Annotated in this window: 33 protein-coding genes; 28 read left to right on the top strand and 5 right to left on the bottom strand. The window is 70.3% G+C overall.

Going from position 1 to position 26,211, the window contains the following annotated elements; translation table 11 throughout:
* Positions 1 to 31 precede the first annotated feature (31 nt).
* The 22 genes from rpsH (at position 32) to EKO23_RS14635 (ending at position 14,625) form a co-directional block, all read left to right on the top strand.
* Positions 32 to 439 carry a 30S ribosomal protein S8 gene (gene rpsH, locus EKO23_RS14740; protein WP_134718591.1) on the top strand — a complete coding sequence of 136 codons (408 nt, stop codon included), beginning with the start codon at positions 32 to 34 and terminating at the stop codon, positions 437 to 439.
* A gap of 28 nt (positions 440 to 467) precedes the next feature.
* Positions 468 to 1,010 (top strand): 50S ribosomal protein L6, encoded by a 543-nt coding sequence (rplF, locus tag EKO23_RS14735; protein WP_134718589.1) that lies wholly within the window; start codon positions 468 to 470, stop codon positions 1,008 to 1,010.
* A 2-nt stretch (positions 1,011 to 1,012) separates the two neighbouring features.
* A complete protein-coding gene (rplR, locus tag EKO23_RS14730; protein WP_134718684.1) occupies positions 1,013 to 1,396 on the top strand; it encodes a 50S ribosomal protein L18 in 384 nt (127 codons plus the stop codon).
* A gap of 31 nt (positions 1,397 to 1,427) precedes the next feature.
* On the top strand, positions 1,428 to 2,027 hold the full coding sequence (rpsE, locus tag EKO23_RS14725; RefSeq protein WP_134718587.1) for a 30S ribosomal protein S5: 600 nt from the start codon (positions 1,428 to 1,430) through the stop codon (positions 2,025 to 2,027).
* Positions 2,027 to 2,209, top strand: coding sequence for a 50S ribosomal protein L30 (gene rpmD / locus EKO23_RS14720; protein ID WP_134718585.1), 183 nt, complete (start codon positions 2,027 to 2,029; stop codon positions 2,207 to 2,209). The genes rpsE and rpmD overlap by 1 nt, the downstream gene beginning before the upstream one ends.
* A 1-nt stretch (position 2,210) precedes the next feature.
* Positions 2,211 to 2,651, top strand: coding sequence for a 50S ribosomal protein L15 (gene rplO, locus EKO23_RS14715; protein ID WP_134718583.1), 441 nt, complete (start codon positions 2,211 to 2,213; stop codon positions 2,649 to 2,651).
* 180 nt (positions 2,652 to 2,831) lie between these two features.
* A complete protein-coding gene (secY, locus tag EKO23_RS14710; RefSeq protein ID WP_134718581.1) occupies positions 2,832 to 4,133 on the top strand; it encodes a preprotein translocase subunit SecY in 1,302 nt (433 codons plus the stop codon).
* Complete coding sequence (locus EKO23_RS14705) at positions 4,133 to 4,708, top strand: adenylate kinase (protein WP_134718579.1); 576 nt, start codon at positions 4,133 to 4,135, stop codon at positions 4,706 to 4,708. The genes secY and EKO23_RS14705 overlap by 1 nt, the downstream gene beginning before the upstream one ends.
* Before the next feature lie 12 nt (positions 4,709 to 4,720).
* Entirely contained in the window at positions 4,721 to 5,545 is an 825-nt protein-coding gene (map, locus tag EKO23_RS14700; RefSeq protein ID WP_134718577.1) for a type I methionyl aminopeptidase, read from the top strand.
* Between the two features lie 178 nt (positions 5,546 to 5,723).
* Complete coding sequence (locus EKO23_RS14695) at positions 5,724 to 5,954, top strand: hypothetical protein (protein ID WP_134718575.1); 231 nt, start codon at positions 5,724 to 5,726, stop codon at positions 5,952 to 5,954.
* Positions 5,955 to 5,983: 29 nt separating this feature from the next.
* Positions 5,984 to 7,087, top strand: coding sequence for an LLM class flavin-dependent oxidoreductase (locus EKO23_RS14690; RefSeq protein WP_246051100.1), 1,104 nt, complete (start codon positions 5,984 to 5,986; stop codon positions 7,085 to 7,087).
* Positions 7,074 to 7,928 (top strand): phosphotransferase family protein, encoded by an 855-nt coding sequence (locus EKO23_RS14685; protein WP_167880489.1) that lies wholly within the window; start codon positions 7,074 to 7,076, stop codon positions 7,926 to 7,928. Before EKO23_RS14690 ends, EKO23_RS14685 begins: the two co-directional genes overlap by 14 nt.
* Positions 7,929 to 8,147: 219 nt before the next feature.
* Entirely contained in the window at positions 8,148 to 8,369 is a 222-nt protein-coding gene (gene infA / locus EKO23_RS14680; RefSeq protein ID WP_036490070.1) for a translation initiation factor IF-1, read from the top strand.
* A gap of 33 nt (positions 8,370 to 8,402) precedes the next feature.
* The gene (gene rpmJ / locus EKO23_RS14675) at positions 8,403 to 8,516 is read left to right on the top strand and encodes a 50S ribosomal protein L36 (protein WP_056707964.1); all 114 of its coding nucleotides are present in this window, start codon (positions 8,403 to 8,405) and stop codon (positions 8,514 to 8,516) included.
* Between the two features lie 174 nt (positions 8,517 to 8,690).
* On the top strand, positions 8,691 to 9,065 hold the full coding sequence (gene rpsM / locus EKO23_RS14670; protein ID WP_134718569.1) for a 30S ribosomal protein S13: 375 nt from the start codon (positions 8,691 to 8,693) through the stop codon (positions 9,063 to 9,065).
* Between the two features lie 70 nt (positions 9,066 to 9,135).
* On the top strand, positions 9,136 to 9,531 hold the full coding sequence (gene rpsK / locus EKO23_RS14665) for a 30S ribosomal protein S11 (protein WP_134718567.1): 396 nt from the start codon (positions 9,136 to 9,138) through the stop codon (positions 9,529 to 9,531).
* A gap of 35 nt (positions 9,532 to 9,566) precedes the next feature.
* Positions 9,567 to 10,175 carry a 30S ribosomal protein S4 gene (rpsD, locus tag EKO23_RS14660; RefSeq protein ID WP_134718565.1) on the top strand — a complete coding sequence of 203 codons (609 nt, stop codon included), beginning with the start codon at positions 9,567 to 9,569 and terminating at the stop codon, positions 10,173 to 10,175.
* A gap of 69 nt (positions 10,176 to 10,244) precedes the next feature.
* Positions 10,245 to 11,261, top strand: a complete 1,017-nt coding sequence (locus tag EKO23_RS14655; protein WP_134718563.1) for a DNA-directed RNA polymerase subunit alpha — start codon at positions 10,245 to 10,247, stop codon at positions 11,259 to 11,261.
* 85 nt (positions 11,262 to 11,346) lie between these two features.
* Complete coding sequence (gene rplQ / locus EKO23_RS14650; RefSeq protein ID WP_134718561.1) at positions 11,347 to 11,949, top strand: 50S ribosomal protein L17; 603 nt, start codon at positions 11,347 to 11,349, stop codon at positions 11,947 to 11,949.
* A gap of 85 nt (positions 11,950 to 12,034) precedes the next feature.
* Positions 12,035 to 12,952, top strand: a complete 918-nt coding sequence (locus EKO23_RS14645) for a PfkB family carbohydrate kinase (RefSeq protein ID WP_134718559.1) — start codon at positions 12,035 to 12,037, stop codon at positions 12,950 to 12,952.
* A 235-nt stretch (positions 12,953 to 13,187) separates the two neighbouring features.
* Positions 13,188 to 14,027: a tRNA pseudouridine(38-40) synthase TruA gene (gene truA / locus EKO23_RS14640; protein WP_217702636.1), complete on the top strand. Its 840-nt coding sequence runs from the start codon at positions 13,188 to 13,190 to the stop codon at positions 14,025 to 14,027.
* A complete protein-coding gene (locus tag EKO23_RS14635; protein ID WP_134718555.1) occupies positions 14,020 to 14,625 on the top strand; it encodes a class I SAM-dependent methyltransferase in 606 nt (201 codons plus the stop codon). The genes truA and EKO23_RS14635 overlap by 8 nt, the downstream gene beginning before the upstream one ends.
* Here EKO23_RS14635 and EKO23_RS14630 read toward each other — a convergent pair.
* Positions 14,622 to 15,491, bottom strand: coding sequence for a phosphatase PAP2 family protein (locus EKO23_RS14630; RefSeq protein ID WP_167880488.1), 870 nt, complete (start codon positions 15,489 to 15,491; stop codon positions 14,622 to 14,624). The genes EKO23_RS14635 and EKO23_RS14630 overlap by 4 nt on opposite strands.
* Before the next feature lie 191 nt (positions 15,492 to 15,682).
* Here EKO23_RS14630 and EKO23_RS14625 point away from each other — a divergent pair, with 191 nt between their 5' ends.
* Together EKO23_RS14625 and EKO23_RS14620 are read left to right on the top strand one after the other, a co-directional pair.
* Entirely contained in the window at positions 15,683 to 17,368 is a 1,686-nt protein-coding gene (locus EKO23_RS14625) for an ABC-F family ATP-binding cassette domain-containing protein (protein ID WP_134718551.1), read from the top strand.
* 131 nt (positions 17,369 to 17,499) lie between these two features.
* A complete protein-coding gene (locus tag EKO23_RS14620) occupies positions 17,500 to 18,468 on the top strand; it encodes a zinc metalloprotease (RefSeq protein WP_134718549.1) in 969 nt (322 codons plus the stop codon).
* A gap of 72 nt (positions 18,469 to 18,540) precedes the next feature.
* Here the strand turns inward: EKO23_RS14620 and EKO23_RS14615 are convergent, their stop codons facing one another.
* Positions 18,541 to 19,053, bottom strand: a complete 513-nt coding sequence (locus EKO23_RS14615; RefSeq protein ID WP_134718547.1) for a MarR family winged helix-turn-helix transcriptional regulator — start codon at positions 19,051 to 19,053, stop codon at positions 18,541 to 18,543.
* 64 nt (positions 19,054 to 19,117) lie between these two features.
* Here EKO23_RS14615 and EKO23_RS14610 point away from each other — a divergent pair, with 64 nt between their 5' ends.
* A complete protein-coding gene (locus tag EKO23_RS14610) occupies positions 19,118 to 20,365 on the top strand; it encodes an MFS transporter (RefSeq protein ID WP_134718545.1) in 1,248 nt (415 codons plus the stop codon).
* 17 nt (positions 20,366 to 20,382) lie between these two features.
* Here EKO23_RS14610 and EKO23_RS25325 read toward each other — a convergent pair whose 3' ends face one another.
* Both EKO23_RS25325 and EKO23_RS14605 read right to left on the bottom strand, forming a co-directional pair.
* Positions 20,383 to 20,526, bottom strand: a complete 144-nt coding sequence (locus EKO23_RS25325; protein ID WP_167880487.1) for a hypothetical protein — start codon at positions 20,524 to 20,526, stop codon at positions 20,383 to 20,385.
* Positions 20,527 to 20,592: 66 nt separating this feature from the next.
* Entirely contained in the window at positions 20,593 to 21,912 is a 1,320-nt protein-coding gene (locus tag EKO23_RS14605; RefSeq protein WP_246051099.1) for a citrate synthase, read from the bottom strand.
* Positions 21,913 to 22,205: 293 nt separating this feature from the next.
* Here EKO23_RS14605 and rplM point away from each other — a divergent pair, with 293 nt between their 5' ends.
* From rplM to glmM, 3 genes are read left to right on the top strand one after another with little or no spacing between them, the layout of a single operon-like run.
* A complete protein-coding gene (rplM, locus tag EKO23_RS14600) occupies positions 22,206 to 22,649 on the top strand; it encodes a 50S ribosomal protein L13 (protein WP_134718543.1) in 444 nt (147 codons plus the stop codon).
* A 29-nt stretch (positions 22,650 to 22,678) separates the two neighbouring features.
* The gene (gene rpsI / locus EKO23_RS14595) at positions 22,679 to 23,200 is read left to right on the top strand and encodes a 30S ribosomal protein S9 (RefSeq protein ID WP_425464398.1); all 522 of its coding nucleotides are present in this window, start codon (positions 22,679 to 22,681) and stop codon (positions 23,198 to 23,200) included.
* Positions 23,201 to 23,222: 22 nt separating this feature from the next.
* On the top strand, positions 23,223 to 24,569 hold the full coding sequence (gene glmM, locus EKO23_RS14590) for a phosphoglucosamine mutase (protein WP_134718541.1): 1,347 nt from the start codon (positions 23,223 to 23,225) through the stop codon (positions 24,567 to 24,569).
* An 8-nt stretch (positions 24,570 to 24,577) separates the two neighbouring features.
* Here the strand turns inward: glmM and EKO23_RS14585 are convergent, their stop codons facing one another.
* Positions 24,578 to 26,182 (bottom strand): caspase family protein, encoded by a 1,605-nt coding sequence (locus EKO23_RS14585; protein ID WP_134718539.1) that lies wholly within the window; start codon positions 26,180 to 26,182, stop codon positions 24,578 to 24,580.
* Positions 26,183 to 26,211 lie beyond the last annotated feature (29 nt).

Raw genomic sequence — 26,211 nt, 5'->3', positions numbered from 1 at the left:
GAAACCACGGTGGGAAAGGGCCCTTTCGGCCATGACGATGACTGACCCGATCGCAGACATGCTCACGCGTCTGCGCAACGCCAACCAGGCGTACCACGACTCGGTGTCGATGCCGTACAGCAAGCTCAAGGCTGGCGTCGCCGAGATCCTCCAGCAGGAGGGCTACATCACGTCGTACGACGTGCACGAGCCGGCCGAGGGCGAGGTGGGCAAGACCCTCGACATCACCCTCAAGTACGGCCGCAACCGGGAGCGCTCCATCGCGGGCGTCCGCCGGATCAGCAAGCCCGGCCTCCGGGTCTACGCCAAGCACACGGGTCTCCCGAAGGTGCTGGGCGGCCTGGGTGTCGCGATCATCTCGACCAGCCAGGGCCTGCTGACCGACCGCCAGGCGAACCAGAAGGGCGTGGGTGGGGAAGTCCTCGCCTACGTCTGGTGACGACGAGACCACGAAGGAGAGACGAAGCATGTCGCGCATTGGCAAGCTCCCCATCCCGGTCCCGTCGGGTGTCGAGGTGAACCTCGACGACCGCCTGGTGACCGTGAAGGGCCCCAAGGGCACCCTGTCGCACACCGTTGCCGCCCCGATCACCGTCGAGAAGGGCGAGGACGGCGCGCTCGAGGTCAAGCGCCCGGACGACGAGCGCGAGAGCCGCTCGCTGCACGGCCTGACCCGCACGCTGATCGCCAACATGGTGACCGGTGTGACCGAGGGCTACGAGAAGAGGCTCGAGATCGTCGGCGTGGGTTACCGCGTGCTGCCGAAGGGCCCGACCCAGCTGGAGTTCCAGCTCGGGTACTCCCACCCGATCACGTTCAACGCCCCCGAGGGCATCACGTTCACCACCGAGGGCCCGACCAAGGTCGGCGTCGTCGGGATCGACAAGCAGCTCGTCGGCGAGGTGGCCGCGAACATCCGCAAGCTGCGCAAGCCGGAGCCCTACAAGGGCAAGGGCGTTCGGTACGCGGGTGAGCACATCCGCCGCAAGGTCGGAAAGGCTGGTAAGTGACCATGGCGATCTCGCTCAAGCAGCACAAGCACACCGCCGGTCGCACTGCGTCGCGCCTGCGTCGCCAGATGCGCGGCCGCAAGAAGATCGCCGGCACCGCCGAGCGTCCTCGCCTGGTCGTGACCAAGTCGAGCAAGCACATCGGTGTCCAGGTCGTCGACGACCTGGTCGGCAAGACCCTCGCGTCGGCCTCCACCATGGAGTCGGACCTGCGGTCCTTCGACGGTGACAAGACCGCCAAGGCCAAGAGGGTCGGCGAGCTGGTCGCCGAGCGCGCGAAGGCCGCCGGTGTCGAGGGCGTGGTCTTCGACCGCGCCGGCAACAAGTACCACGGCCGCATCGCGGCCCTTGCAGACGGCGCCCGCGAGGGCGGCCTGACGTTCTGATCGCGAAGAACAGAGAGAAGAGGAAAGTCTGATGAGCGGAGCCCAGCGCGGACAGCGCGCCGGTGGCGACCGTCGTGGCAACCGCGACGACCGTCGCGGCGGCCAGGCTGCCGACAAGACCGCCTACATCGAGCGCGTCGTCGCGATCAACCGAGTCGCCAAGGTCGTGAAGGGTGGTCGTCGCTTCAGCTTCACTGCCCTCGTGGTCGTGGGTGACGGCGAGGGTCTCGTCGGTGTCGGCTACGGCAAGGCGAAGGAAGTCCCCGCGGCGATCGCCAAGGGTGTCGAGGAGGCCAAGAAGCACTTCTTCAAGGTCCCGCGCATCCAGGGCACCATCCCGCACCCGGTCCAGGGCGAGAAGGCCGCGGGCGTCGTCCTGCTGCGCCCCGCCGCCCCCGGTACCGGTGTGATCGCGGGTGGCCCGGTGCGTGCGGTGCTCGAGTGCGCCGGCATCCACGACGTCCTGAGCAAGTCGCTCGGTTCGTCGAACCAGATCAACATCGTGCACGCGACCGTCGAGGCGCTGCGGATGCTCGAGGAGCCGGAGACGGTCGCCTCGCGCCGTGGCCTGCCCGTCGAGGACGTCGCCCCGGCCGCGCTGCTCAAGGCGCGCGCGGAGGTGGCTCAGTGATGGCCCGCCTCAAGGTCGAGCAGAAGAAGAGCACGATCGGCTGCAAGGCCAACCAGCGCGAGACCCTGCGCACGCTCGGTCTCAAGCGGATTGGCGACGTGGTCGTCAAGGAGGACCGCCCGGAGATCCGCGGCATGGTCCACACCGTCCGTCACCTGGTGACGGTCGAGGAGGTCGACTGACATGACGCTCAAGCTGCACCACCTGCGTCCGGCTCCCGGGGCGAAGACCGCCAAGACCCGCGTGGGTCGCGGTGAGGCCTCGAAGGGCAAGACCGCCGGCCGCGGTACCAAGGGCACCAAGGCCCGCTACCAGGTCCCGGCCTCCTTCGAGGGTGGCCAGATGCCGATCCACATGCGGCTGCCGAAGCTCAAGGGCTTCAAGAACCCGTTCAAGGTCGAGTTCCAGGTCGTGAACCTGGACCGCGTGAACGAGCTCTTCCCCGAGGGCGGCACCGTCGGTGTCGACGAGCTCGTGGCCAAGGGCGCCGTCCGCGACGGCCAGCCCGTCAAGGTGCTCGGCCAAGGTGAGATCACGGTCGCCGTCCAGGTCACCGCGCACGCGTTCTCGGCCTCCGCCAAGGAGAAGATCGAGGCCGCCGGCGGCACCGTGACGGTGCTCTGATCGGGGTTCCCGATCGACACGCCAGGGACCAAGCGAGGGGCCCGGATCACTCCGGCGCCCCTCGCGGCGTCCCCGGGGGCTCTCGGCAACGCCGTCGCAACGACCCCCTGTTAGGCTTCCCCGAGCCTTCGCCCGGGCCCCCGTGGCCGGCGAAGAACCCGCTGTGAGAAAGAGGATCACGTGCTAGGCGCGTTCGCCAACGCTTTCCGGACCCCGGACCTGCGTCGCAAGCTTCTGTTCGTCCTGTTGATCATCGTGATCTTCCGGCTCGGGTCGCAGATCCCGACGCCCGGCGTCAACACCGCCAACGTGCAGTCGTGCATCAACGACGTCCAGGACAACAGCGTCTACTCGCTGATCAACCTGTTCTCGGGCGGGGCGCTGCTCCAGCTCTCGATCTTCGCGCTCGGCATCATGCCGTACATCACGGCGAGCATCATCCTGCAGCTGCTCGTGGTCGTGATCCCGCGCCTCGAGGCCCTCAAGAAGGAGGGCCAGGCCGGGCAGACCAAGATCACGCAGTACACCCGCTACCTCACGCTCGCGCTGGCGCTGCTCCAGGCCACCGGCATCGTGGCGCTGGCTCGCTCAGGGCAGCTGCTCCAGGGGTGCCAGAAGGACCTGCTGCACAGCGACGGCGTCAGCACCTTCCTGGTCATGGTCGTCACCATGACCGCCGGCACCGCGGTGATCATGTGGCTCGGCGAGCTGATCACCGAGCGCGGCATCGGCAACGGCATGTCGATCCTGATCTTCACCCAGGTCGTCGCGACCTTCCCGTCCTCGCTCTGGGCCGTCCAGCGGGCCCGCGGCTGGTGGACCTTCGCGATCGTGATGGCGATCGGTCTGGTCATCGTCGCCGCGGTCATCTTCATCGAGCAGGCGCAGCGCCGGATCCCCGTGCAGTACGCCCGCCGCATGGTCGGGCGCAAGATGTTCGGCGGCAGCTCGACGTACATCCCGCTCAAGGTGAACCAGGCCGGCATCATCCCGGTCATCTTCGCCTCGTCGCTGCTCTACCTCCCGGCGATGGCGGTCCAGTTCAACCAGAACCGCAACCCGCAGCCGGGCTGGGTCACCTGGCTCAACGAGTACCTCGTCGGCGGCAGCCACCCGCTCTACATGGCGGTGTACTTCGCCCTCATCATCTTCTTCACCTACTTCTACGTGTCGATCACGTTCAACCCCACCGAGGTTGCGGACAACATGAAGAAGTACGGCGGCTTCATCCCCGGGATCCGGGCGGGCAAGCCGACCGAGGACTACCTGTCCTACGTCCTGTCCCGCATCACGCTGCCGGGTGCGCTGTACCTCGGCCTGATCTCGCTGATCCCGCTGATCGCCTTCGCGGTGATCAACGCCAACCAGAACTTCCCGTTCGGTGGCACGTCCATCCTGATCATGGTGGGCGTCGCGCTGGACACGGTGAAGCAGATCGAGAGCCAGCTCCAGCAGCGCAACTACGAAGGATTCCTGCGCTAATGCGACTGATCATCATGGGCCCGCCGGGTGCGGGGAAGGGAACCCAGGCGAAGTACATCGCCGAGCACTTCGGGATCCCCGCGATCTCCACCGGCGACATCTTCCGCGCCAACGTCTCCGCCGGCACCCCGCTCGGCGTGGAGGCCAAGCGCTACATGGTCGCCGGCGAGTACGTCCCGGACAAGGTCACCAACCTCATGGTCCGCAACCGGATCGACGAGCCCGACGCGGAGCCCGGCTTCCTGCTCGACGGCTACCCGCGCACGCTCGCGCAGGTCGAGGAGCTCGACGGGATGATCAAGTTCACCGGCCACGCGCTCGACGCCGTGGTGGTGCTGACCGTCGACCAGGACGAGATCGTCCAGCGGCTGCTCCAGCGTGCCCAGGTCGAGGGTCGCGCCGACGACACCGAGGACGTCATCCGGCGCCGTCAGGAGGTGTACGTCGAGCAGACCGAGCCGCTGATCGACGTCTACCGCGACCGCGGGATCCTGGTCGAGATCGACGGCATGGGCGAGGTCGACGAGGTCACCCAGCGGATCTTCGCCGCGCTCGACGTCATCCCAGAGAGCTGACCGGAGCCGCAGGTGTCCTTCCGCGACCGCGGCATCGAGATCAAGACGCCGGAGCAGATCGAGCTCATGCGGGTGGCCGGCCGGCTGGTCGGCGATACCTTGGAGCTGCTCCGCTCGTCGGTGCGGCCGGGCATCACGACCGGTGAGCTCGACCGGATCGCGGAGGACAACATCCGTTCCGGGGGCGGTGTGCCGTCGTTCCTCGGCTACGGCCACCCGCCGTTCCCCGGCACGATCTGTGCGTCGGTGAACGACGAGGTCGTCCACGGCATCCCGGGAGACCGCGCGCTGGTCGACGGCGACGTGATCTCCATCGACTGCGGTGCCATCGTCGACGGCTGGCACGGCGACGCGGCGATCACCGTCGCGGTCGGCGCGGTCCGGCCGGAGGTGCTGGAGCTGATGCGGGTCACCGAGGAGTCGATGTGGCGCGGCTTCGCGGCCGCGCGGCTCGGCGGCCGGGTCTCCGACATCTCGCACGCGGTGGAGCAGTACGTCCGCTCGCAGGGCGACTACGGCATCCTCGAGGAGTTCACCGGCCACGGCATCGGCACCGCGATGCACCAGCCGCCGAACGTCCCCAACTACGGCCGCCCCGGCCGCGGCCCCAAGCTGGTCCGAGGTCTCGCGCTCGCGGTCGAGCCGATGGTCACCCTCGGCGACCGCCACGTCCACCTGCTCGAGGACGACTGGACGATCTCGACTGCCGACGGCAGCTGGGCCGCGCACTTCGAGCACACCTTCACGCTCACCCCCGACGGTCCGTGGGTGCTGACCGCCCTCGACGGGGGCGAGGCGAAGCTCAAGGAGCTCGACGTCCCGTTCGGCGGCCGCTGACAGGCTCACGGTCCGGTCCCCGGGCAGCTCCCGGCGAGGTCCTCGGCACCGCCTGCTTCCTCCAGGGGATGCTGGTGACGTTCCTGGCCTGGTCCGGCTGCCCGGTGCCGACGGCGGCGGCCTGTTCGGTCTCGGCGACCTCGAGACCGCGGGTGCGATCGGGCTGGTCGCGTTCACGATGGCGGTCCTCGGGCTCGCGATCTCCGCGCGGGTCACCTCCTCGGAGCAGACCATGCCGGCGCTGGTGGGTCTGGTCGTGGTGCAGCTGGTGCTCTGCGGGGCCCTGGTGCCGGTGGCCCGCTGCTCGTGCTGGGGTTCGCGTGCTGCGCCGTCCGGCGCAGCGCGACGCCGCGCCGCTGACGCGATGGCGCACGGCTGGGCCCGCCATTCGGACGGTTCGGCGGAATGAGGGGAGGATGGCGTGCGTTGTCACGTCACGTGAGCCACCCCGCCGACGAAGCCGCCGACGACCGCACGTTCCCCGCCCTCTCCGTGCTCGACCTGGTGCCGGTGCGCGGCGACCAGACCAGCGGTGACGCGATCGCCGCGACGCTGGCGCTGGCGCGCACCGCGGACCGGCTCGGCTACCGGCGCTACTGGCTGGCCGAGCACCACAACATGCCGGCGGTCGCGGCCACGAACCCGCCGGTGCTGGTCGCTCTCGTGGCCGGCGCCACCGAACGGATCCGGGTCGGCTCCGGCGGCGTGATGCTGCCCAACCACGCGCCGCTGGTGGTCGCCGAGCAGTTCGCGCTGCTCGAGGCGGCGCATCCCGGCCGGATCGACCTGGGCCTGGGCCGGGCGCCGGGGACGGACCCGGTGACGAGGTACGCGCTGCGGCACGGCGCCGGCGGGGTGGACGACGACGCGGTGAACCGGTTCCCGGAGTACGTCGACAACATCGTGGCCATGATGGACACCGCCGGGGTCGGACTCGACGTCGGCGGCCGCGTGCACGAGCTCCGGGCCACGCCGCGGGCCACCTCCCGCCCCCCGGTCTGGCTGCTCGGGTCCTCCGACTACTCCGCCCGGCTGGCCGCCGCGAAGGGCCTGCCCTACGTCTTCGCCCACCACTTCTCCGGGCAGGGCACCGCGGAGGCGCTCGCGCTCTACCGCGACCAGTTCCGGCCCTCACCCGAGCTGGCCGAGCCGCGCACCTTCCTCACCGTGAACGCCGCCGTCGCGGAGACCGCCGGGGAGGCGGAGCGGCTCGCGCTCCCGCAGCTGCACGCGATGGTGGCGCTGCGCACCGGAGGGCCGCTGCGACCCCAGCTCCTCGTGGAGGAGGCCGAGGCGGTCAGCCTGCCGCCCGAGCATCAGGGCCTGCTCGACGCGATGCGCCGCCGCTGGGTGATCGGCGACCCGGAGACGGCCGCCGCCGAGGTCGCGCGCCTCGCCGCGACGTACCGCGTCGACGAGGTGATGGTGCACCCCGTGGCCGGCGCGTACGACGAGGAGCCGGTCCGGCGGTCGCGGTCGCGCGAGAACTCGCTGTCCCTGCTGGCCGGGGCCGTGCATGCTGGGGCGCGTGCCCGCGCCTGACGACGTCCTCGCCACGCTTGCGCCCGGCCGTTCCGGCCCGGTGCGGCCGCTGGGCGAGGGCTGGGACAACCTCGTGTGGGCGGTCGGTGACGACCTCGTCCTTCGGGTCGTGAAGGACCCCGACCCCACGGTCAAGCGCGCGACCGTCGAGCGGGACGTCGCGCTGCTCGCGTTCGCCGGCCGTCACTCCACCCTGGCGCCCCCGCGGGTGGTCGCCGCGGATCCCGAGGCCGGTGCGTTGCTGACCACCCGGGTCCCGGGGGTGGCGGCGGTCGAGTCCGGGCGCCTGGACACCTCGGCGCTGGCCGACGACCTGGCGAGGTTCCTGACCGCCCTGCACGCCGTGGACCCGGTCCTGGCGGCCGGGGTGGTCCGCCCCGATCCGGACTCGGCCGAGGTGTGGCTGGCGCAGGTGGGGGAGGAGTACGCCGCGGTGGCCGGCGACGTCGCCCCCGACCTGCGGGCGCCGGTCGAGGAGTTCCTGGGGGCCGCCCCACCGCCACCGGCACAGGACCTCGTGTTCTGTCACAACGACGTCCGGGACGACCACGTGATGGTCGACCCGGCGAGTGGCCGCGTCACCGGGCTCATCGACTGGGGCGACGCGGTGCTCGGCGACCCGGCGCTCGACCTGGCCACGGTGCTCACCGACTTCGGGCCGGCAGTGCTGGACCGGGTCCTGGACGGGTACCTCCGGCCCCGGGAGGCGGGACTGGCCGACCGGACCCGCTGGGTGGCCCGGCGGCGCATGGTGGAGGACCTGGCCTGGCGGATCCGCACGGGTGACGAGCCCGGCGGCAGGAGGACGTCGGCCACGCTGCGCCGGCTCCTGGCTGATTAGGGATTCCGGTCCATTTCGGACTAGACTTGCGGTTCGGCCCAACGTGGGTCTGTTTCGTGGTGCCTCGCGGCTGCCCGGACCATCATCCGATCGCTCGTTCGAGCGTGTGGGTGCGCGCCCGGGAAGAGGCTCACGGCACGGCTTCACGAGGTCCACCCGGCACCCGCCGGGAGGTTCCCGGGTCGACGGTAGAACACCAACGATCGGATTGCGGAGGACATGCCGAAGAAAGAAGGCGTGATCGAGATCGAGGGCACCGTGGTGGAGGCCCTCCCGAACGCGATGTTTCGGGTGGAGCTCACCAACGGACACAAGGTCCTCGCCCACATCAGCGGCAAGATGCGTCAGCACTACATCCGGATCCTCCCCGAGGACCGTGTGGTGGTCGAGCTCTCGCCGTACGACCTCACCCGGGGTCGGATCGTCTACCGGTACAAGTAAGCAGCAGCCGACACCCAAGAAAGGGCCCTCCTCGTGAAGGTCAACCCGAGCGTCAAGCCGATGTGCGACAAGTGCAAGGTCATCCGTCGCCACGGCCGCGTCATGGTCATCTGCGAGAACCCGCGCCACAAGCAGCGTCAGGGCTGAGCCCACCGGCTCACGCACGACCGCGAGAACAACTGAACACCAGAACGTGACCGCTCGGCCGCACCTGTCCTGACAGGTCGGCCGTCGCCCCCGGACCAGAGGCCGGGGCCCGCCAGAACGGCGGGACGCGGCACGAACGACACCTCTGGAGCATCGAAGGGAAACCGCCAGACAATGGCACGCCTCGTTGGTGTGGACCTCCCGCGCGACAAGCGCATCGAGGTCGCACTCACCTACATCTACGGCATCGGCCGTACCCGCGCCCAGCAGCTCCTGGCCACGACCGGGGTCGACCCCAACATGCGGGTCCACCAGCTGGGCGACGAGGAGCTGGTCAAGCTCCGTGACGAGATCGAAGCCAACTTCAAGATCGAGGGTGACCTCCGTCGTGAGGTCCAGGCCGACATCCGTCGCAAGATCGAGATCGGCAGCTACCAGGGTCGCCGCCACCGCATGGGCCTTCCGGTCCGCGGTCAGCGCACCAAGACCAACGCTCGCACCCGCAAGGGTCCGAAGCGGACTGTCGCCGGCAAGAAGAAGGCCAAGTGATCGAGCGCTGACGCGCCGATCCGCCTCTTCCTCGAACTCAGCTTCCAGCACACTTTCCAGGAGTAACTGAATGCCTCCCAAGAGCCGCGGGACCAAGGTCCGCCGCAAGGAGAAGAAGAACATCGCTCAGGGCGAAGCCCACATCAAGAGCACGTTCAACAACACCATCGTCACGATCACCGACCCCACCGGTGCGGTGATCTCGTGGGCCTCGGCCGGCACTGTCGGCTTCAAGGGCTCGCGCAAGTCCACGCCGTTCGCCGCGCAGATGGCTGCCGAGGCCGCTGGCCGTCGGGCGATGGAGCACGGGATGAAGAAGATCGACGTCTTCGTGAAGGGCCCGGGCTCGGGCCGCGAGACGGCGATCCGCTCGCTGGGTGCGATCGGCCTCGAGGTCGGCACCATCCAGGACGTCACCCCCACGCCCCACAACGGATGCCGCCCGCCCAAGCGTCGCCGCGTCTGACCCCGACACCCAGAAGACTTAGGAGCATCTGAACCATGGCCCGTTACACCGGCCCCATGACCAAGAAGTCGCGCCGTCTCGGTGTCGACCTCGTGGGTGGCGACCAGGCTTTCGAGCGTCGCCCCTACCCGCCCGGCCAGCACGGCCGTGGCCGCATCAAGGAGAGCGAGTACCTCCTCCAGCTGCGCGAGAAGCAGAAGGCCCGCATCTCGTACGGCATCCTCGAGAAGCAGTTCCACAACTACTACGTGGAGGCCTCCCGCCGTCCCGGCAAGACCGGTGACAACCTGCTGCAGCTGCTCGAGTGCCGTCTCGACAACGTGGTCTACCGCGCCGGCTTCGCGCGCACCCGCCGTCACGCCCGCCAGCTGGTCGTGCACGGTCACTTCAAGGTCAACGGCAAGAAGGTCGACATCCCGTCCTTCCAGGTCTCCCAGCACGACGTGATCGACGTCCGTGAGAAGAGCCTGGAGATGACGCCGTTCATCGTCGCCCGCGAGACCCACGGTGAGCGGGTCGTGCCGGCGTGGCTCGAGGCGCTGCCGAACCGCATGCGGATCCTCGTGCACCAGGTTCCGGTCCGGGCCCAGATCGACGTCCCGGTCCAGGAGCAGCTGATCGTCGAGTACTACTCGAAGAAGTAACGCCTCCCTCATCGATCACGTTAGTTCGGGCCCGTCAAATAGTGGGTGGGCCCGGAAAGGAAAGAATCAGTGCTTATCGCACAGCGACCGACCCTGTCGGAAGAAGTCGTCGACGATTTCCGCTCCCGGTTCGTCATCGAGCCGCTCGAGCCGGGGTTCGGCTACACGCTCGGCAACTCGCTCCGTCGTACGCTCCTCAGCTCCATCCCGGGTGCGTCCGTCACGAGCATCAAGATCGACAACGTGCTCCACGAGTTCTCGACCATCGAGGGCGTCAAGGAGGACGTGACCGAGGTGATCCTGAACCTCAAGGGCCTCGTCGTCTCCTCGGAGCACGACGAGCCCGTGACCATGTACCTGCGCAAGCAGGGCGCCGGTGAGGTCACCGCCGCGGACATCGCGCCGCCGGCCGGTGTGGAGGTGCACAACCCCGACCTGAAGATCGCGACCCTGTCCGACAAGGGCAAGCTCGAGATGGAGCTGGTCGTGGAGCGTGGCCGTGGCTACGTGTCCGCGGTGCAGAACAAGGGCGGCGACACCGAGATCGGCCGCATGCCGGTCGACTCGATCTACAGCCCGGTCCTCAAGGTGACCTACAAGGTCGAGGCCACCCGTGTCGAGCAGCGCACGGACTTCGACAAGCTGGTCATCGACGTCGAGACCAAGCCGTCGATCCGTCCCCGCGACGCGATCGCCTCGGCGGGCAAGACCCTGGTCGAGCTGTTCGGCCTGGCCCGCGAGCTGAACGTCGAGGCCGAGGGCATCGACATCGGCCCGTCGCCGGTCGACGAGCAGCTGGCCGCGGACCTCGCCCTCCCGGTCGAGGACCTGCAGCTCACCGTCCGCTCCTACAACTGCCTCAAGCGCGAGGGCATCCACACCGTGGGTGAGCTCATCAGCCGCTCGGAGCAGGACCTGCTCGACATCCGGAACTTCGGCTCCAAGTCGATCGACGAGGTCAAGGGCAAGCTGCAGGAGATGGGTCTGTCCCTCAAGGACAGCGCGCCCGGCTTCGACCCGGCGTCCGCCCTGGCGGCGTACGGCGACGACGACGACGACGCCTTCGTCGAGGACGAGCAGTACTGAGCGCACCATCTCCACGCTCAGCTCGCGTGAACTGACCAACATCTACTCCGGTACCTGACACGGCCGGGGAGAATCGAGAAGAAGAATGCCTACCCCCAAGAAGGGTGCCCGCCTCGGCGGCAGCCCGGCCCACCAGCGCCTGATCGTCTCGAACCTCGCCACCGCGCTATTCGAGCACGGCCGGATCACCACCACCGAGGCCAAGGCGCGCGTGCTGCGTCCGGTCGCGGAGAAGCTGATCACCAAGGCGAAGAAGGGTGACCTGCACAACCGTCGCGAGGTCCTCAAGACCATCCGCGACAAGTCCGTCGTGCACACCCTGTTCACCGAGATCGCTCCGACCTTCGCGGAGCGTCCCGGTGGCTACACCCGGATCACCAAGATCGGTCCGCGCAAGGGCGACAACGCCCCGATGGCGGTCATCGAGCTGGTGACCGAGGCCTACTCCCCGAAGGCACCGTCGACGAAGAAGTCGACCGCCAAGGCCGCCCCGAAGAAGACCGAGGCCCCGGCCGAGGAGACCGTCGAGGAGACCGAGGTGACCGCCGCGGAGACCCCGGCCGAGGAGACCGTGGCCGTCGAGGCCGAGGCGACCGAGACCGAGGCCACCGACGAGGCTGCCGACGAGGCCGCCGAGTCGTCCGAGGAGGCCCCGGCCGCCGAGGAGACCGAGGACACGAAGGACTGAGGCAGACCGCCCCGGTCCACCGGCGAGGGCCCGCACCCGTCTCAGGGTGCGGGCCCTCGTCGCGTCCGTGCGCGATGATGGCGCCATGTTCTCCGGCGCAGCCCTGGTCATCGGCGAGGCCCTGGTCGACGTCGTCCGCGGTGACGGCAACCAGGTCGAGTACCCCGGCGGCAGTGCCGCCAACGTCGCCGTCGCGCTGGCCCGGCTCGGACGGCCGACGTGGCTGGCCACCAGCTACGCGGCCGACGAGTACGGCGTGCTGCTGGCCGAGCACCTGAGCCGCAACGACGTGCAGCGGGCCAACGACCCGGGCGCCGTCACGCGCACCTCGTCCGCGGTGGCCACGCTCGACGCCGGCGGCGCGGCGACGTACACCTTCGACCTGCAGTGGCGGCTCAACCCCGTCGACCTGCCCCCGGACGTGGTCCCGGCGGTCGTGCACGCCTGCTCCATCGGCGCGGTGCTGGAGCCGGGGGCGGTCGACGTGCTCGGCGAGGTGCAGCGCTTCCGCGGCGTCGCGACCGTGAGCTACGACCTGAACCTGCGGCCGTCGATCACCGGGACCGGGCCCGACGTGGTGGCCCGGATCGAGAAGCTGGTCGCCACCGCTGACGTGGTCAAGGCCTCCGACGAGGACCTCGAGGCGCTCTCGCCCGAGGCAGCGTGGGAGGACACCGCGCTCCGGCTGCTCGAGCTCGGACCGACGGCCGTCGTGGTCACCCGTGGCCGGTCGGGCGCCACCGTGCTCCGGCGAGGCGGTCGGGTCGACGTGCCCGCGAGCCGGGTCAAGGTCGCCGACACGATCGGCGCCGGCGACACCTTCGGGGCCGCCCTGCTCGACGCCCTCAGCTCCCTCGGCCTGCTCGGCGCCGTTCGTCGTGACGCGCTGGCCGCGCTCGACGACGCCGGCTGGCACGAGGTGGTCTCCGCCGCGGTGCGCGCCGCTGCCATCACGGTCTCGCGCCCGGGCGCCGACCCGCCGACCCGGGCCGAGCTGGGCTGACTCCACCGGCCACGACGGGCACGCCGAGCGGCCAGGTCGTGCGCCGAGGTGCCCGGACTTGATGGCCGAGGTGCCCCGACTTGATGGCCGAGGTGCCCGGACTTGACGGCCGAGCTGCCCGGATGCGCAAGCGCTGGCCGTTCGCACCGCAAGAGGTGGCCGCTCGGCGCAATTCGGGGCACCTCGGCCATCAATAGGGGGCACCTCGGGGAGGGGGATGGCAGGATGGCCGACCGTGCGGATCCGGATCGACCTCGCCTACGACGGCACCGACTTCAAGGGGTGGGCTCGGCAGCCGGCGCTGCGGACCGTGCAGGGTGAGGTCGAGGCGGCGCTGGCGACGGTGCTCCGGGTGCCGGAGGCCGCGGTGACCTGCGCCGGGCGCACGGACACCGGCGTGCACGCGCGCGGGCAGGTGGTGCACGTCGACGTCGCCGACGACGCGGTCACCGCCAGCGCCGGTCGGTCCGAGGACCCGCCGCTGGCGGCGCTGCACCGGCGCCTGAACGGGGTGCTGCCCCCCGACATCCGGGTACGGCGCGTGGCCGAGGCGCCGGCCGGGTTCGACGCCCGGTTCTCCGCGACCTGGCGGCGCTACGCCTACCGGGTCGCCGACGGCGTGGTCGACCCGTTGGTGCGCAACCACGTGCTGGCCTGGCCGCGACCCCTGGACCTCGACGCGATGAACGCAGGGGCCGCCTCGCTGGTGGGCGAGCACGACTTCGCGTCCTTCTGCAAGAAGCGGGAGGGGGCCACGACCGTGCGGGCTCTGCTGGACCTGCACTGGGAGCGCGAGGGCGACCTCGCGGTGGCGACGGTGCGTGCGGACGCGTTCTGCCACAACATGGTCCGCTCGCTGATGGGCTGCCTGCTCACCATCGGGGAGGGGCGGCGCCCGCCGACCTGGGCGGCCGAGGTGCTGGCCGCCGCGGTCCGCGACCCGTCCGTGACCGTCGTACCGCCGCACGGGCTGACCCTCGAGGAGGTCGGCTACCCCGCCGACGCCGAGCTCGCCGCCCGCGCCGACGCCACGCGGCGGCTGCGGGTGCCCGGGGAGGAGCCCGCCGATGGATGACCACTACTTCTCCGCCGACCCGTCCGTCGCCTTCAGGCGGACCCCGGTCGAGGCCACCGTGTGGGGCCACGACCTCACGCTGACCAGCGGCTCCGGCGTCTTCGCGCAGGGGCGGCTCGACATCGGCACCGCCGTGCTGTTCCGCGAGACCGATCCGCCGGCGGCCGGGCGGATCCTCGACCTCGGCTGCGGCTACGGGATGATCGGCCTGGCCATCGCGCGGGCCGTGCCCGGCGCCGTGGTCACCGGCGTCGACGTCAACGAGCGGGCGGTGCTGCTGGCGCGGGAGAACGCGGCCGCGCTCGGCGTCGCCGACCGCTTCACCGCGCACCTGCCGGAAGACGTGCCCGCCGACGCGACGTACGACGAGATCTGGTCGAACCCGCCGATCCGGATCGGCAAGGACGCCCTGCACGACCTGCTGCTGCGCTGGCTGCCACGCCTCACCCCGAAGGGGCGCGCGGTGATGGTGGTCGGCAAGAACCTCGGCGCCGACTCGCTCCAGCGCTGGCTGGACGCCGAGGGCTGGCCGACCGAGCGGCTGGCCAGCGCCAAGGGTTTCCGGGTCCTGGAGACCCGCAGGCCCGACGCACCCTAGGTGCCCCGGCTGCGCTCCCAGAACGAGCAGGCGGCCATCACCGCGATCGCCAGCGCCGCCCCGGCGAGGATGTCGATGACGTAGTGCTCGCCGTCGTAGACCAGCGCGAGCGACATGGTCAGCGGGTAGGCGATCAGGACCCAGCGCCAGGCGGACCGGAGCCGCTGGATGGCGTAGAGCGCCACCAGGAACGAGATGCCGGCGTGCAGCGAGGGCATCGCGGCCACCGGGTTGCCGACACCGGTGAGGATGAGGTGGAAGCGGTCGAGGCCGGTGTCGGCCCAGCCGCGGTGGGTGATCCGCTCGACCTCGCTGGTGAGGTAGCCCTCCTCCGAGGCCATCCACGGCGGGGCCATGGGGTAGAGGATGTAGACCACCAGCGCGGCGATGTTGATGCCGACGTAGCGGCGCATCCACTTCATCCACTCGCCGCGGTTGCGCAGCCACAGCACCATCGCGAGGGTCAGGCCGACCACGAAGTGCGTCGTGTAGACCGACGTGAAGAGCACGTCGTACCACCGTGGGTCGCTGGCAGGGTCGCAGGGAGCACCGCACAGCGCGGCCTGGAGCCGCTCCGACGGCAGCTCGCCGGCGCCGATCCAGGTGTCGACCGTGATCGGCATCTGGAAGTGCGGGGTGAGCCCGAACTCGTCCGCGAGACCGCGGCTGTAGAAGTAGACGACCAAGGCCGCGACCGGCACCCACCAGTCGCGGAGGAAGCCGAGGTGGTGCCGCCAGGGCGCCTCGACGTTCCACGCGATGGTGGCCAGCCACAGCCACAGGAAGATCTGCACGGTGTCGCTGGGCACGCCGAACGCCCGGACCCAGAGCGCGAGCACGCCGGCGTACACCAGCAACGCCGTCACCCGGGAACGGGTGCGTGTGCTGGGTGGGACCTGGATGGGGACGGCAGGCCGAACAACTTCCCCCGGACCGCTTGCCATGGGCGGATTCTACGGGAGCGACCCCTTCCGACCTCGTCATTTTCGGGTGGGAGGGGGAGGTGACGGACCATATCCGGTGGCGGGATCGGGGCCGGTCCGGGACCATTTCGGACGTGGGTCACGTGGATGTCGCCGGGGTCAGGTTCCAGCTGCCGGACGGGCGGGTGCTGCTGGACGACGTGTCGTTCCGCGTCGGCGAGGGCGCCAAGGTCGCCCTGGTCGGCGCCAACGGCGCCGGAAAGACCACCCTGCTGCGGATCATCACCGGTGACCTCGCCCCCCAGGCCGGCACCGTCACCCGCAGCGGCGGGCTGGGCGTGATGCGGCAGATGGTCGGCGCGGGGCTCGGCGACGACCCGACGCTGGCCGACCTGCTGCTGTCGGTCGCGCCGCCCCGGGTCCGCGCCGCGGCGCACGACGTGGACGCCTGGGAACGCGCCCTGATGGAGGCCGAGGACGAGAAGACCCAGATGCGGTACGCCGCCGCGCTGGCCGAGTTCGCCGACGCCGGCGGCTACGACATCGAGGTCGTCTGGGACGTGTGCACCATGGCCGGGCTGGGCGTGCCCTACGACCGCGCGAAGTACCGCGAGCTGCGCACCCTCTCGGGCGGCGAGCAGAAGCGGCTGGTGCTGGAGTACCTCCTGCGCGGGCCGGACGAGGTGCTGCTGCTCGACGAGCCGGACAACTTCCTCGACGTACCGGGCAAGATCTGGCTGGAGGAGCGGATCAACGGATCCGAGAAGACCATCCTCTACATCAGCCACGACCGGGAGCTGCTCGACAACACCGCCACCCGGGTGGTGACGGTCGAGCTCGGCAGCGCCGGCAACAAGGTGTGGACGCACCCGGGCGGGTTCTCGTCGTACCACGAGGCCAGGCGCGACCGCTTCGCCCGCTTCGAGGAGCTGCGCAAGCGCTGGGACGAGGAGCACGCCAAGCTGCGCGCCCAGATGCTGATGTACAAGCAGAAGGCGGCCTACAACTCCGACATGGCCAGTCGCTACCAGGCCGCGCAGACCCGGCTCCGGAAGTTCGAGGAGGCCGGGCCGCCGACCGAGCAGCCACGTGAGCAGCAGGTGCGGATGCGGCTGACGGGCGGGCGGACCGGCAAGCGCGCGGTGATCTGCGAGGGCCTGGAGCTGACCGGGCTGATGCAGCCGTTCGACCTCGAGGTCTGGTACGGCGAGCGGGTCGCGGTGCTGGGGTCCAACGGGTCGGGCAAGTCGCACTTCCTGCGGCTGCTCGCCGCCGGCGGCACCCGCCCGGACAAGGAGCACGAGCCGGTCGGCGACGTCGTGATCGAGCCGGTGCGTCACCTCGGCACCGCGCGGCTCGGCGCACGGGTGCGGCCGGGGTGGTTCGTGCAGACCCACGAGCACCCCGAGCTGGTCGGCCGCACCCTGCTGGAGATCCTGCACCGGGGCGACGAGCACCGGTCCGGGATGCCGCGCGAGGAGGCGTCGCGGGCGCTGGACCGCTACGAGCTCGCGCACGCCGCCGAGCAGCGCTTCGAGTCGCTCTCCGGCGGTCAGCAGGCGCGGTTCCAGATCCTCCTGCTCGAGCTCTCGGGTGCCACGCTGCTGCTGCTCGACGAGCCGACCGACAACCTCGACGTGCAGTCCGCGGAGGCGCTCGAGGACGGGCTGGAGGCGTTCGAGGGGACGGTGCTCGCGGTGACCCACGACCGCTGGTTCGCGCGCGGTTTCGACCGGTTCCTGGTGTACGGCGCGGACGGCTCGGTCTACGAGTCGGACGGACCCGTGTGGGACGAGGGCCGGGTGCAGCGGTCCCGATGAGCGACCACCCCAGAATGGAAAGTTGCACATTCTAAAGGGAAACTCTCGGGTCTGCAGGTCTTTCGGTGGAACCGGGTCGGGCGTTACGTTCCTCGCGTCATTGCCTTGCCCGGGAGAGGAAACCCTTTGCGATGCGCAGTCTGAAGATCCGCAGCACCCTGGTCGCCGGAGCGACCGCAGCCCTGCTGGCGGGCGGCGCGGCGCCCGTCGCCGTCGCCACCGCGAACAGCGTGGCGTCCGGAACCCACGCCAGCCCCGCCGTCCAGAAGTGCGAGGACGGTTCGTCCGTCGCCCGCGTCCGCAACAAGAAGGGCAAGGAGCCCGCGCAGGACCCGAATGCGGCGGCCTATGGTCGGATCAAGGCCCAGCCCCGCATGCCGAACGGCTCGGTGCACATCCCGGTGGCCTTCCACATGATCCAGTCCGCCTCCGAGCCGAGCTCGCGGTCGAACGCCGACTGGACCTCCATGGTCGACGCGCAGATACAGGTGCTCAACGACGCGTTCTCCGGCGCCGCGGAGCCGGCCGGCCACGAGGGCGAGGGTGCGGACACGCCGTTCCGCTTCGACCTCCAGTCGATCGAGTTCGTCAAGAACGACGCCTGGTACACGGTGGGCCTGCAGAGCAGGGAAGAGCGCAGCATGAAGCGTGCTCTCTACACCGGCAACAGCGAGACCCTCAACGTCTACGCCGGCAACATCGGCGACGGACTGCTCGGCTGGGCGTACTTCCCGCAGGGCTACAACAGTGGCCGTGACTACATCGACGGCGTCGTGATGCTCGACGAGTCCATGCCGGGCGGCAGTGCCGGCAAGTACTCCCTCGGCGACACGCTCACCCACGAGGTCGGACACTGGCTGGCCCTGCACCACACGTTCCAGGCCGGCTGCTCGGCGTCGAACGACTTCGTCAAGGACACCCCGAAGGAGGCCATCCCGCAGTTCGACTGCCCCGAGGGAGCCGACACCTGCACCGCGCCGGGCCTCGACCCGATCCACAACTTCATGGACTACACGCAGGACTCCTGCATGTACCTGTTCACGAAGGGTCAGGCGCAGCGCATGAACGACGCCTGGATCAACTTCCGCGCCGTTCCCTGACGCACCCCGCGTCACGGCGTACGACGGGCCGCTCCCGGTGACGGGGGCGGCCCGTCCGTGTCCCGGGACGGCTCAGTCGTCGGCCTCGGGCTCGAGGGTCAGGGTCATCTTCTTCAGCAGCCGGTTGAGCTGCTTCTGCTCCGCAGCCGTGAGCGCTCCGACCAGGGCGTTCTCGGTATCGCCGCGGCGGGCCATCGCACTGCGCCAGATCGCGGCGCCGGCCTTGGTGACCTCGATGCCGACCCGGCGCCGGTCCTCGGCGGAGGGCCGGCGCTGGATCCAGCCGGCCTTCTCGAGCCCGTCCAGCCGTCCGGTCATCCCCGCGGGGGAGACGCCGAGGTCGCGGGCCAGGTCGGTCGGGCTCGCGTGCCCGGGGGTGTCGCGGATCATCAGCATGTGCAGGGTGTCGTACTCGAAGTCCTGGAGGCCGGTGTCGACGAGCGCCTCCTTCTTCTTCTGCCGCAGGTAGCGCGCGATCGCGCCGATCCGCGTCACCACGCCCTCCACCTCGTCGTCGAAGTGGACGTCGATCCAGTGGTCGCGCCAGCGGGCGACATGCCGGTCGACCCAGTCCTCCTCGGGCATGCCCTCAGGGTACCGGGGCGGTATTTCATTGACGAATAATTCGTTAGCGAAGTAATTTCACGGCATGACCACGGAGACCCCGCTCGACCTGCCGGTCACGCCGCACCCGCCCCGGTCCGGCGGCCCGCTGCGCCACGCGCCGTACCGGTTCCTGGTCACGGGCACCACGGTCAGCTCGCTCGGCAACGCGATCACCCCCGTCGCGCTGGCCTTCGGGGTGCTCGAGCTCGGCGGCTCGGCCTCGCAGCTCGGGATGGTCGTTGCGGCGTTCGCGCTGGCCGAGGTGGTCACGCTGCTGTTCGGCGGCGTGCTCGGTGACCGACTGCCGCGCCAGGTGCTCATGCAGGGCGCGGCCGCTGGCGCCGCAGTCACCCAGGGCGTGATCGCGCTGGCCCTGATCGGCGGCTGGGCGTCGGTCACGCTGCTCGGCCTCATCGGCCTCGTCAACGGCTGCCTGCAGGCGCTGAGCGGCCCGTCCTCCCAGGCGATGACCCGGCAGACCGTGCCGGCCGAGCTGCTCGGGTCCGCGGTCGCGATCCGCCGGCTGTCCCAGAACACCGCCGGCGTCATCGGGTACGCCGTCGCCGGCATGCTGGTCGCGGCGTTCGGCGCCGGCTGGGCGATCGCGATCGACGCGCTGAGCTTCGTGGTGGCGGCCTGCTGCTTCGCGCTGATCCGGGTGCCGTCGGTGGTCGCCACCGGTGATCGGCAGAGCCTGCTCGGCGACCTCGGTGCCGGTGCCCGTGAGGTCCTCCGGCACACCTGGCTCTGGTTGCTGATCGGGCAGGCGCTGCTCTACCACCTGTTCTACGGCGGCGTGCAGGGCGTGCTCGGCCCGATCGTCGTCGGCGACGAGTGGGGCACCGCGGCCTGGGGCTGGGCGCTCGCCCTGCTCATGGGCGGCTTCATGGTGGGCGGCCTGGTCACGCTGCGCTGGCGCCCCCGGTACGGCCTGGCAGTCGGCACCGTGTTCCTGGCGCTGACCGCGTGCTTCCCGCTCGCGATGGCGCTCTCGGACCAGCTGCCGGTGCTGCTGCTCGGCGCGTTCCTGCACGGCTTCGGACTCGAGATCTTCAGCGTCAACTGGGACCTGTCGATCCAGCAGAACGTCGCCGAGGACAAGCTGGCCCGGGTCTACGCGTTCGACATCGTGGGCTCGTTCGTGGCCCGGCCGCTCGGGCTGGTGCTGGTCGGCCCGGTGGTCGCACTCACCGGCACCACGACCTGGCTGCTGGTGTTGGCCGCGATCATGGGCGGCAGCTCGCTGCTGGCCGCCACGGTGCCGTCGGTGCGCCGCCTCGAGCGGCAGTAGGGCTCAGGCGGGGCGGTTCACTCGACGGTACGGCGGGGCGCCGGAACGCGCGGGCTGCCTTTCGCCGCGCCGCGGTTGGTGCCGCGTCGCTGCCGGGTCGTCGTACGGTCCGGGCTGTTCCTCAGGGCCAGCCAGGCTGCCAGGGGGTGTGCGTTCGTCATGCGGGTGAGGAGACGCAGAACGCCGCGCCAGATACGTCCGGCGCGGCGTTCTGCGGAGCGGTCTGGTCAGCCCCAGCGCTCGGAGGCGGGCACGAAGTCGAGCGTGCGGTCGCCGGTGTAGATCTGCTTGGGGCGGGCGATCTTCTGCTCCTTGTCCTGGACCAGCTCGAGCCACTGGGCCAGCCAGCCCGGGGTGCGGCCGATCGCGAACAGGACCGTGAACATCTCCGGCGGGAACTGGAAGGCCTCGTAGATGAGGCCGGAGTAGAAGTCCACGTTGGGGTAGAGCTTGCGCTTGACGAAGTACTCGTCCTCCAGCGCGATCTTCTCCAGCTCCTGCGCGATCTCGAGCAGCGGGTTGACGCCGGTCACCTCGAAGACGTCGTCACAGGCCTTCTTGATGATCTTCGCCCGCGGGTCGTAGTTCTTGTAGACCCGGTGGCCGAAGCCCATCAGCCGCTCGTTTCCGTCCTTCACGCCCTGCATGAAGTCGGGGATGTTCTCCTTCTTGCCGATGCGCTTGAGCATCCGGAGCACGGCCTCGTTGGCGCCGCCGTGCAGCGGGCCGTAGAGCGCGGCCACGCCGGCCGCCACCGCGGAGTACGGGTCGACCTGGGAGGAGCCGACCGAGCGTACGGCGTTCGTCGAGCAGTTCTGCTCGTGGTCGGCGTGCAGGATGAACAGTACGTCGAGGGCCCGGACCAGGCGCTCGTCGGCCTCGAACTTCTGCTCGCTCATCTTGAACAGCATCGACAGGAAGTTCGCGGTGTAGCCGAGGTCGTTGTCCGGGTAGACGAACGGCTTGCCCTGCGCGTGGCGGAACGACCAGGCGCCGAGGGTCGGCATCTTGGCGATCATCCGCACGATCTGCATGTGGCGGTTGTCCGCGTCGTTGATGTTGCGGGCGTCGGGGTAGAACGTCGACAGCGCGCCCACCGAGGCCATCAGCATGCCCATCGGGTGCGCGTCGTAGCGGAAGCCGTGCATGAAGCCCTTGACGTTCTCGTGCACGAACGTGTGGTAGGTGATCTCGTGCACCCACGCGTCGTACTCCGCCTTGGTGGGCAGCTGGCCCTTGATCAGGAGGTAGGCGACCTCGAGGAACGAGGACTTCTCGGCGAGCTGCTCGATGGGGTACCCGCGGTACTCCAGGATGCCCTGCTCGCCGTCGATGTAGGTCACCGAGCTGCGGCAGGAGGCGGTGTTGACGAAGCCGGGGTCGTAGACCGCCAGGCCGGGCTCGTCCTCGGCGGTGCGGATCTTGCCCAGGTCGGCGGCCTTGATGGTGCCGTCGGTGATCGGCACGTCGTACTCGGAACCCGTGCGGTTGTCACGGATGGTCAGGGTTGCTGCGTCGTTCGCAGCCACGGCCGCTGCGTCGGTCACGTCGGCTCCTGTCACAGAAGATAGGGTGAGTGCACCTCGGAAATTGTGTCCCCCCAACCTATTCCGTGACCGGCCGGGACGCTAACCCGGGCCGTTTTGACCCTCGCGCACGCACACACCTAGACTCGTTCCTTGCGACTCCTGCCGCGTCGTGGCCGCCTGTACGGGGCCCACGGTGCAGATCCGGACAGCCAGCGCCGCTGGTGAAGCCGGGCAGTGTTCGTCAGAAGCCGCAGCAACCCACCCGGCACGGTCCTCGTGCCGGGCCCAACGAACGAAGAAGGCTAGTTCCTGTGCGCACGTACAGCCCCAAGCCCGCGGACATCAAGCGCGAGTGGCACGTCATCGACGCCACCGACGTGGTCCTCGGACGGCTCGCCGTCCAGACCGCCAACCTCCTCCGCGGCAAGCACAAGCCGATGTTCGCGCCCCACGTCGACACGGGTGACTTCGTCATCATCGTGAACGCCGAGAAGGTCGCGCTGTCCGGCACCAAGAAGACCACCAAGATGGCCTACCGCCACTCCGGCTACCCGGGCGGCCTCAGCGCCACCCCGATCGGCGAGCTCCTGGAGAAGGACGCGCGCAAGGCCATCGAGAAAGCCGTCTGGGGCATGCTCCCCAAGAACCGCCTCGGCCGCCAGATGCTGAAGAAGCTCAAGGTCTACTCCGGCCCCGAGCACCCGCACGCGGCCCAGAAGGCCACGCCGTTCGAGATCAAGCAGATCTCCCAGTAATCGTCGTCGAAGAAGGATCGAGAGAAGACATCGTGGCTGAGACCACCGAGAACCCGACCGTCGACGGAGACGTCGAGGAGACCTACGAGGTCAACGAGCAGGGCGTTGCCTACAGCTCCGAGTCCGCGCCGTCCGCCGACGCCCCGCTGCGCCCGGCGACCGTCGCCCCGGCTGCCGCCACCGGCCGCCGCAAGCAGGCCGTCGCCCGCGTCCGCCTGGTGCCCGGCACCGGTCAGTGGACCGTCAACGGCCGCACGCTGGACTCCTACTTCCCGAACAAGCTGCACCAGCAGGTCGTCAACGAGCCCTTCGTGAACACCCAGCTCGAGGGCCGCTTCGACGTCATCGCCCGCATCCACGGCGGCGGCATCACCGGCCAGGCCGGTGCGCTGCGCCTGGGCGTGGCCCGTGCGCTGAACGCCGTCGACGCCGAGGCGAACCGTCCTTCGCTCAAGAAGGCCGGCCTGCTGACCCGCGACGCCCGCGTCATCGAGCGCAAGAAGGCCGGTCTCAAGAAGGCCCGCAAGGCTCCGCAGTTCAGCAAGCGCTGATCAACGCATACAGTCTGGGCGCATGACGCGACTCTTCGGCACGGACGGGGTCCGGGGCCTGGCCAACGGTCACCTGACCGCTGAGCTGGCCCTGGACCTCTCCGTTTCTGCAGCACACGTCCTCGCCGAGCGCGGCACGTTCGCGGGCCACCGCCCTGTCGCCGTGGTCGGCCGGGACACGCGCATCTCCGGGCAGTTCCTCGAGGCCGCGGTGGTGGCCGGCCTGGCCTCCGCCGGCGTCGACGTGCTGCTGCTCGGCGTGCTCCCGACCCCGGGGGTGGCGCACCTGACCGGCGCACTCGACGCCGACCTCGGCGTGATGCTGTCGGCCTCGCACAACCCGATGCCCGACAACGGCATCAAGTTCCTGGCCCGCGGCGGCCACAAGCTGGACGACGCCATCGAGATCGCGATCGAGAAGCAGCTCCGCGAGGACTGGCAGCGCCCGACCGGCCGGGACGTCGGCCGGGTGTCGACGTACGACAAGACGGTGGACGACTACGCCGCCCACCTGGCAGGCACCGTCCAGGGCTCGCTCGCGGGCCTCAAGATCGTGCTCGACTGCGCCGAGGGTGCGGCCGCCGAGGTCGGCCCGCAGGCGCTGCGCGCGGCCGGGGCCGAGGTGGTGCCGATCCATGCCGACCCCGACGGCCTCAACATCAACGACAACTGCGGCTCCACGCACCTCGACGACCTGCAGAAGGCCGTCGTCGAGCAGGGTGCCGACGCCGGGTTCGCCGTCGACGGCGACGCCGACCGGGTGCTCGCGGTCGACGCCTCGGGCACCGTCGTGGACGGCGACCAGCTGCTGGCGGTGCTCGCGCTCGGCCTGCGTGAGCAGGGCCTGCTCGCCCACGACACGGTGGTCGCCACGGTGATGAGCAACCTCGGCTTCGTCCAGGCGATGCGCGGCGAGGGCGTCGGCGTGCGGCAGACCAAGGTCGGCGACCGCTACGTGCTCGAGGCGATGAAGGCCGGCGGGTACACCCTCGGCGGTGAGCAGTCCGGCCACATCATCATGACCAACCACGCCACCACCGGCGACGGCCTGCTGGCCGCCCTGCACGTGCTCGAGCGGATGGCCGCCACCGGCCGCCCGCTCGCCGACCTGGCCGGCGTGATGACCCGCCTCCCCCAGGTCCTGGTCAACGTCAAGGGGGTCGACAAGTCGCGAGCCGACGACGACACCGCGCTCGCGGCGGCGGTCGCCGAGGCCGAGGCCCAGCTCGGTGACACCGGCCGGGTGCTGCTGCGCCCGTCCGGCACCGAGCCGCTGGTGCGGGTGATGGTCGAGGCACCGACCCAGGAGATCGCGAGTGACGTCGCCGGACGGCTGGCCGCGGTGGTCAAGGAGCGGCTCGCGCTGTAGGTCCGGCGTCAATCGCTGCGCGTCATCGGGACCTCGAACGGCCCCTGGTACGGATCGGCGGTGTCGGGATCGACGTCCATGCGGAGCCTGTTGTCCGCGCCGGACAGGTGCCGGAGGATGACGGTCCACTTCGGGCAGGCCGGGTTGGTGCTGGTGAACCGCATCGTCATCTCGGACGAGGACGCCTCCCGGACGGCCAGCGAGCCGCCGTAGCACGACGAGTCACCCGATTCGAGGCGGCCGGTCACGTTGCCCTCGATGAGGGTGGCGGTGAGGTCGGCCTTGCCACCCTCGGGCGGGAAGCCCCTGCCCTTCCACTGGCCGTCGAAGGAGGCTGGAATCGTCGTCGACGAGGTCGATCCGGAGCCCCCTGACCCGCCGGAGTCGTCCAGCGCGCGCCAGACCACGAAACCGGCCACGGCCAGGACGACGACGAGTCCGGCGGCGAGCAGGGCGCGGCTGCGGGTCGACCCGGGCAGCCGGGGGCCGTGCGATCCCGGTGCGACCACCGGTGCCGGGTCGCCGCCGCGCGGTCCCGCGGGAGCAGGCGTCGTGGGTGGTGCGGGGGTGCGGGTCGGTGGCGGTGCCGCCGGTGGCGTCGCAGGTGGTGGCGAGGCAGGGACGTCCGCGAGCGCTGCGGTCGCGGCCGCGCCGACCGAGCGGCTGTCGTCGTCGACCAGCTCCTCCAGCGCCTGCCGGGCGGCCAGCGCCAGGCCCTGGTGCCGACCCGCGGCCAGCCGGGCCAGCTCGCCCACGGCGCCCGCCCGTACGCCGGCCAGCGGGCTGTCGAGCGAGTGCTGGAGGTCGGACGGCAGCGCCACCGGCTCGGTCACCGGGCTGCCGCGGCGGGCGATGACCAGGCCGCCCTGCACGCCGTACGTCCACTTGCCGGGGGTCTGGTGCGGGGTGGCCTCGCGGACCGCGTCGTAGACGTAGTCGTAGAGCTCGTCGAGGTCGACGTAGCCGTCCTGGTCCCGGTCCGCCTCCCCGGTGGTCAGGCCGCGCACCATGGCCGAGGTGAAGACCGAGGGCTCGGGGTCGCCGGAGGCGGTGAGCGCACCGCCCTCGAAGGCGTACTCGACGGCCCCGGACGCGGTGATCACCGCCCGTCCGCGTCCGCTGAAGCGTTCCTCGAGGTCCATCACCGTCGAGCCTCGAGGTCGCATCCCGCGGTCGAACGCGCCTGCGTAGCAGCAGTCGAGGAACAGCACGATGCGCTGGGACCGGCTCTGGGTCATCCGCCGGTTCACGAAGTCGGCGGCGACCGCGGTGGCGCCGAGCAGCCGGAGCTTGGTGTTGGTCATCGCGAAGTAGAGCTCGCCGCCCTGGTCCTTGATGCCGTGGCAGGAGAAGTGGAGCAGCAGGAGGTCGTCGGGGGAGCGGTCGGCGAGGAACTCCTCGACCGCCTCGGCGACCAGGTGCGCCGGCTCGTTGAGCAGGGTCCGGACCTCGAAGCCGCCGACCTCGGGGTCGCTCAGGACCGCGGCCAGGGCGTCCGCGTCCGCACCCGGGGCCCGCAGCTCGCTCAGCCCCGGGTCCTGGTAGTCGTCGCTGGCCACGATCAGCGCGCAGCGCCTGCCGCCCGCCGGCTCCGGCCCGGGTCCGGCAGCCATGCTCTCCAGTGTGGTCGTGCGGGACTGCG

This window comes from Nocardioides guangzhouensis, assembly GCF_004519545.1.
Taxonomy (GTDB): domain Bacteria; phylum Actinomycetota; class Actinomycetes; order Propionibacteriales; family Nocardioidaceae; genus Nocardioides; species Nocardioides guangzhouensis.
Note: the sequence above shows the minus strand (reverse complement) of the source record. Positions and strands in the feature narration are given on the sequence as shown.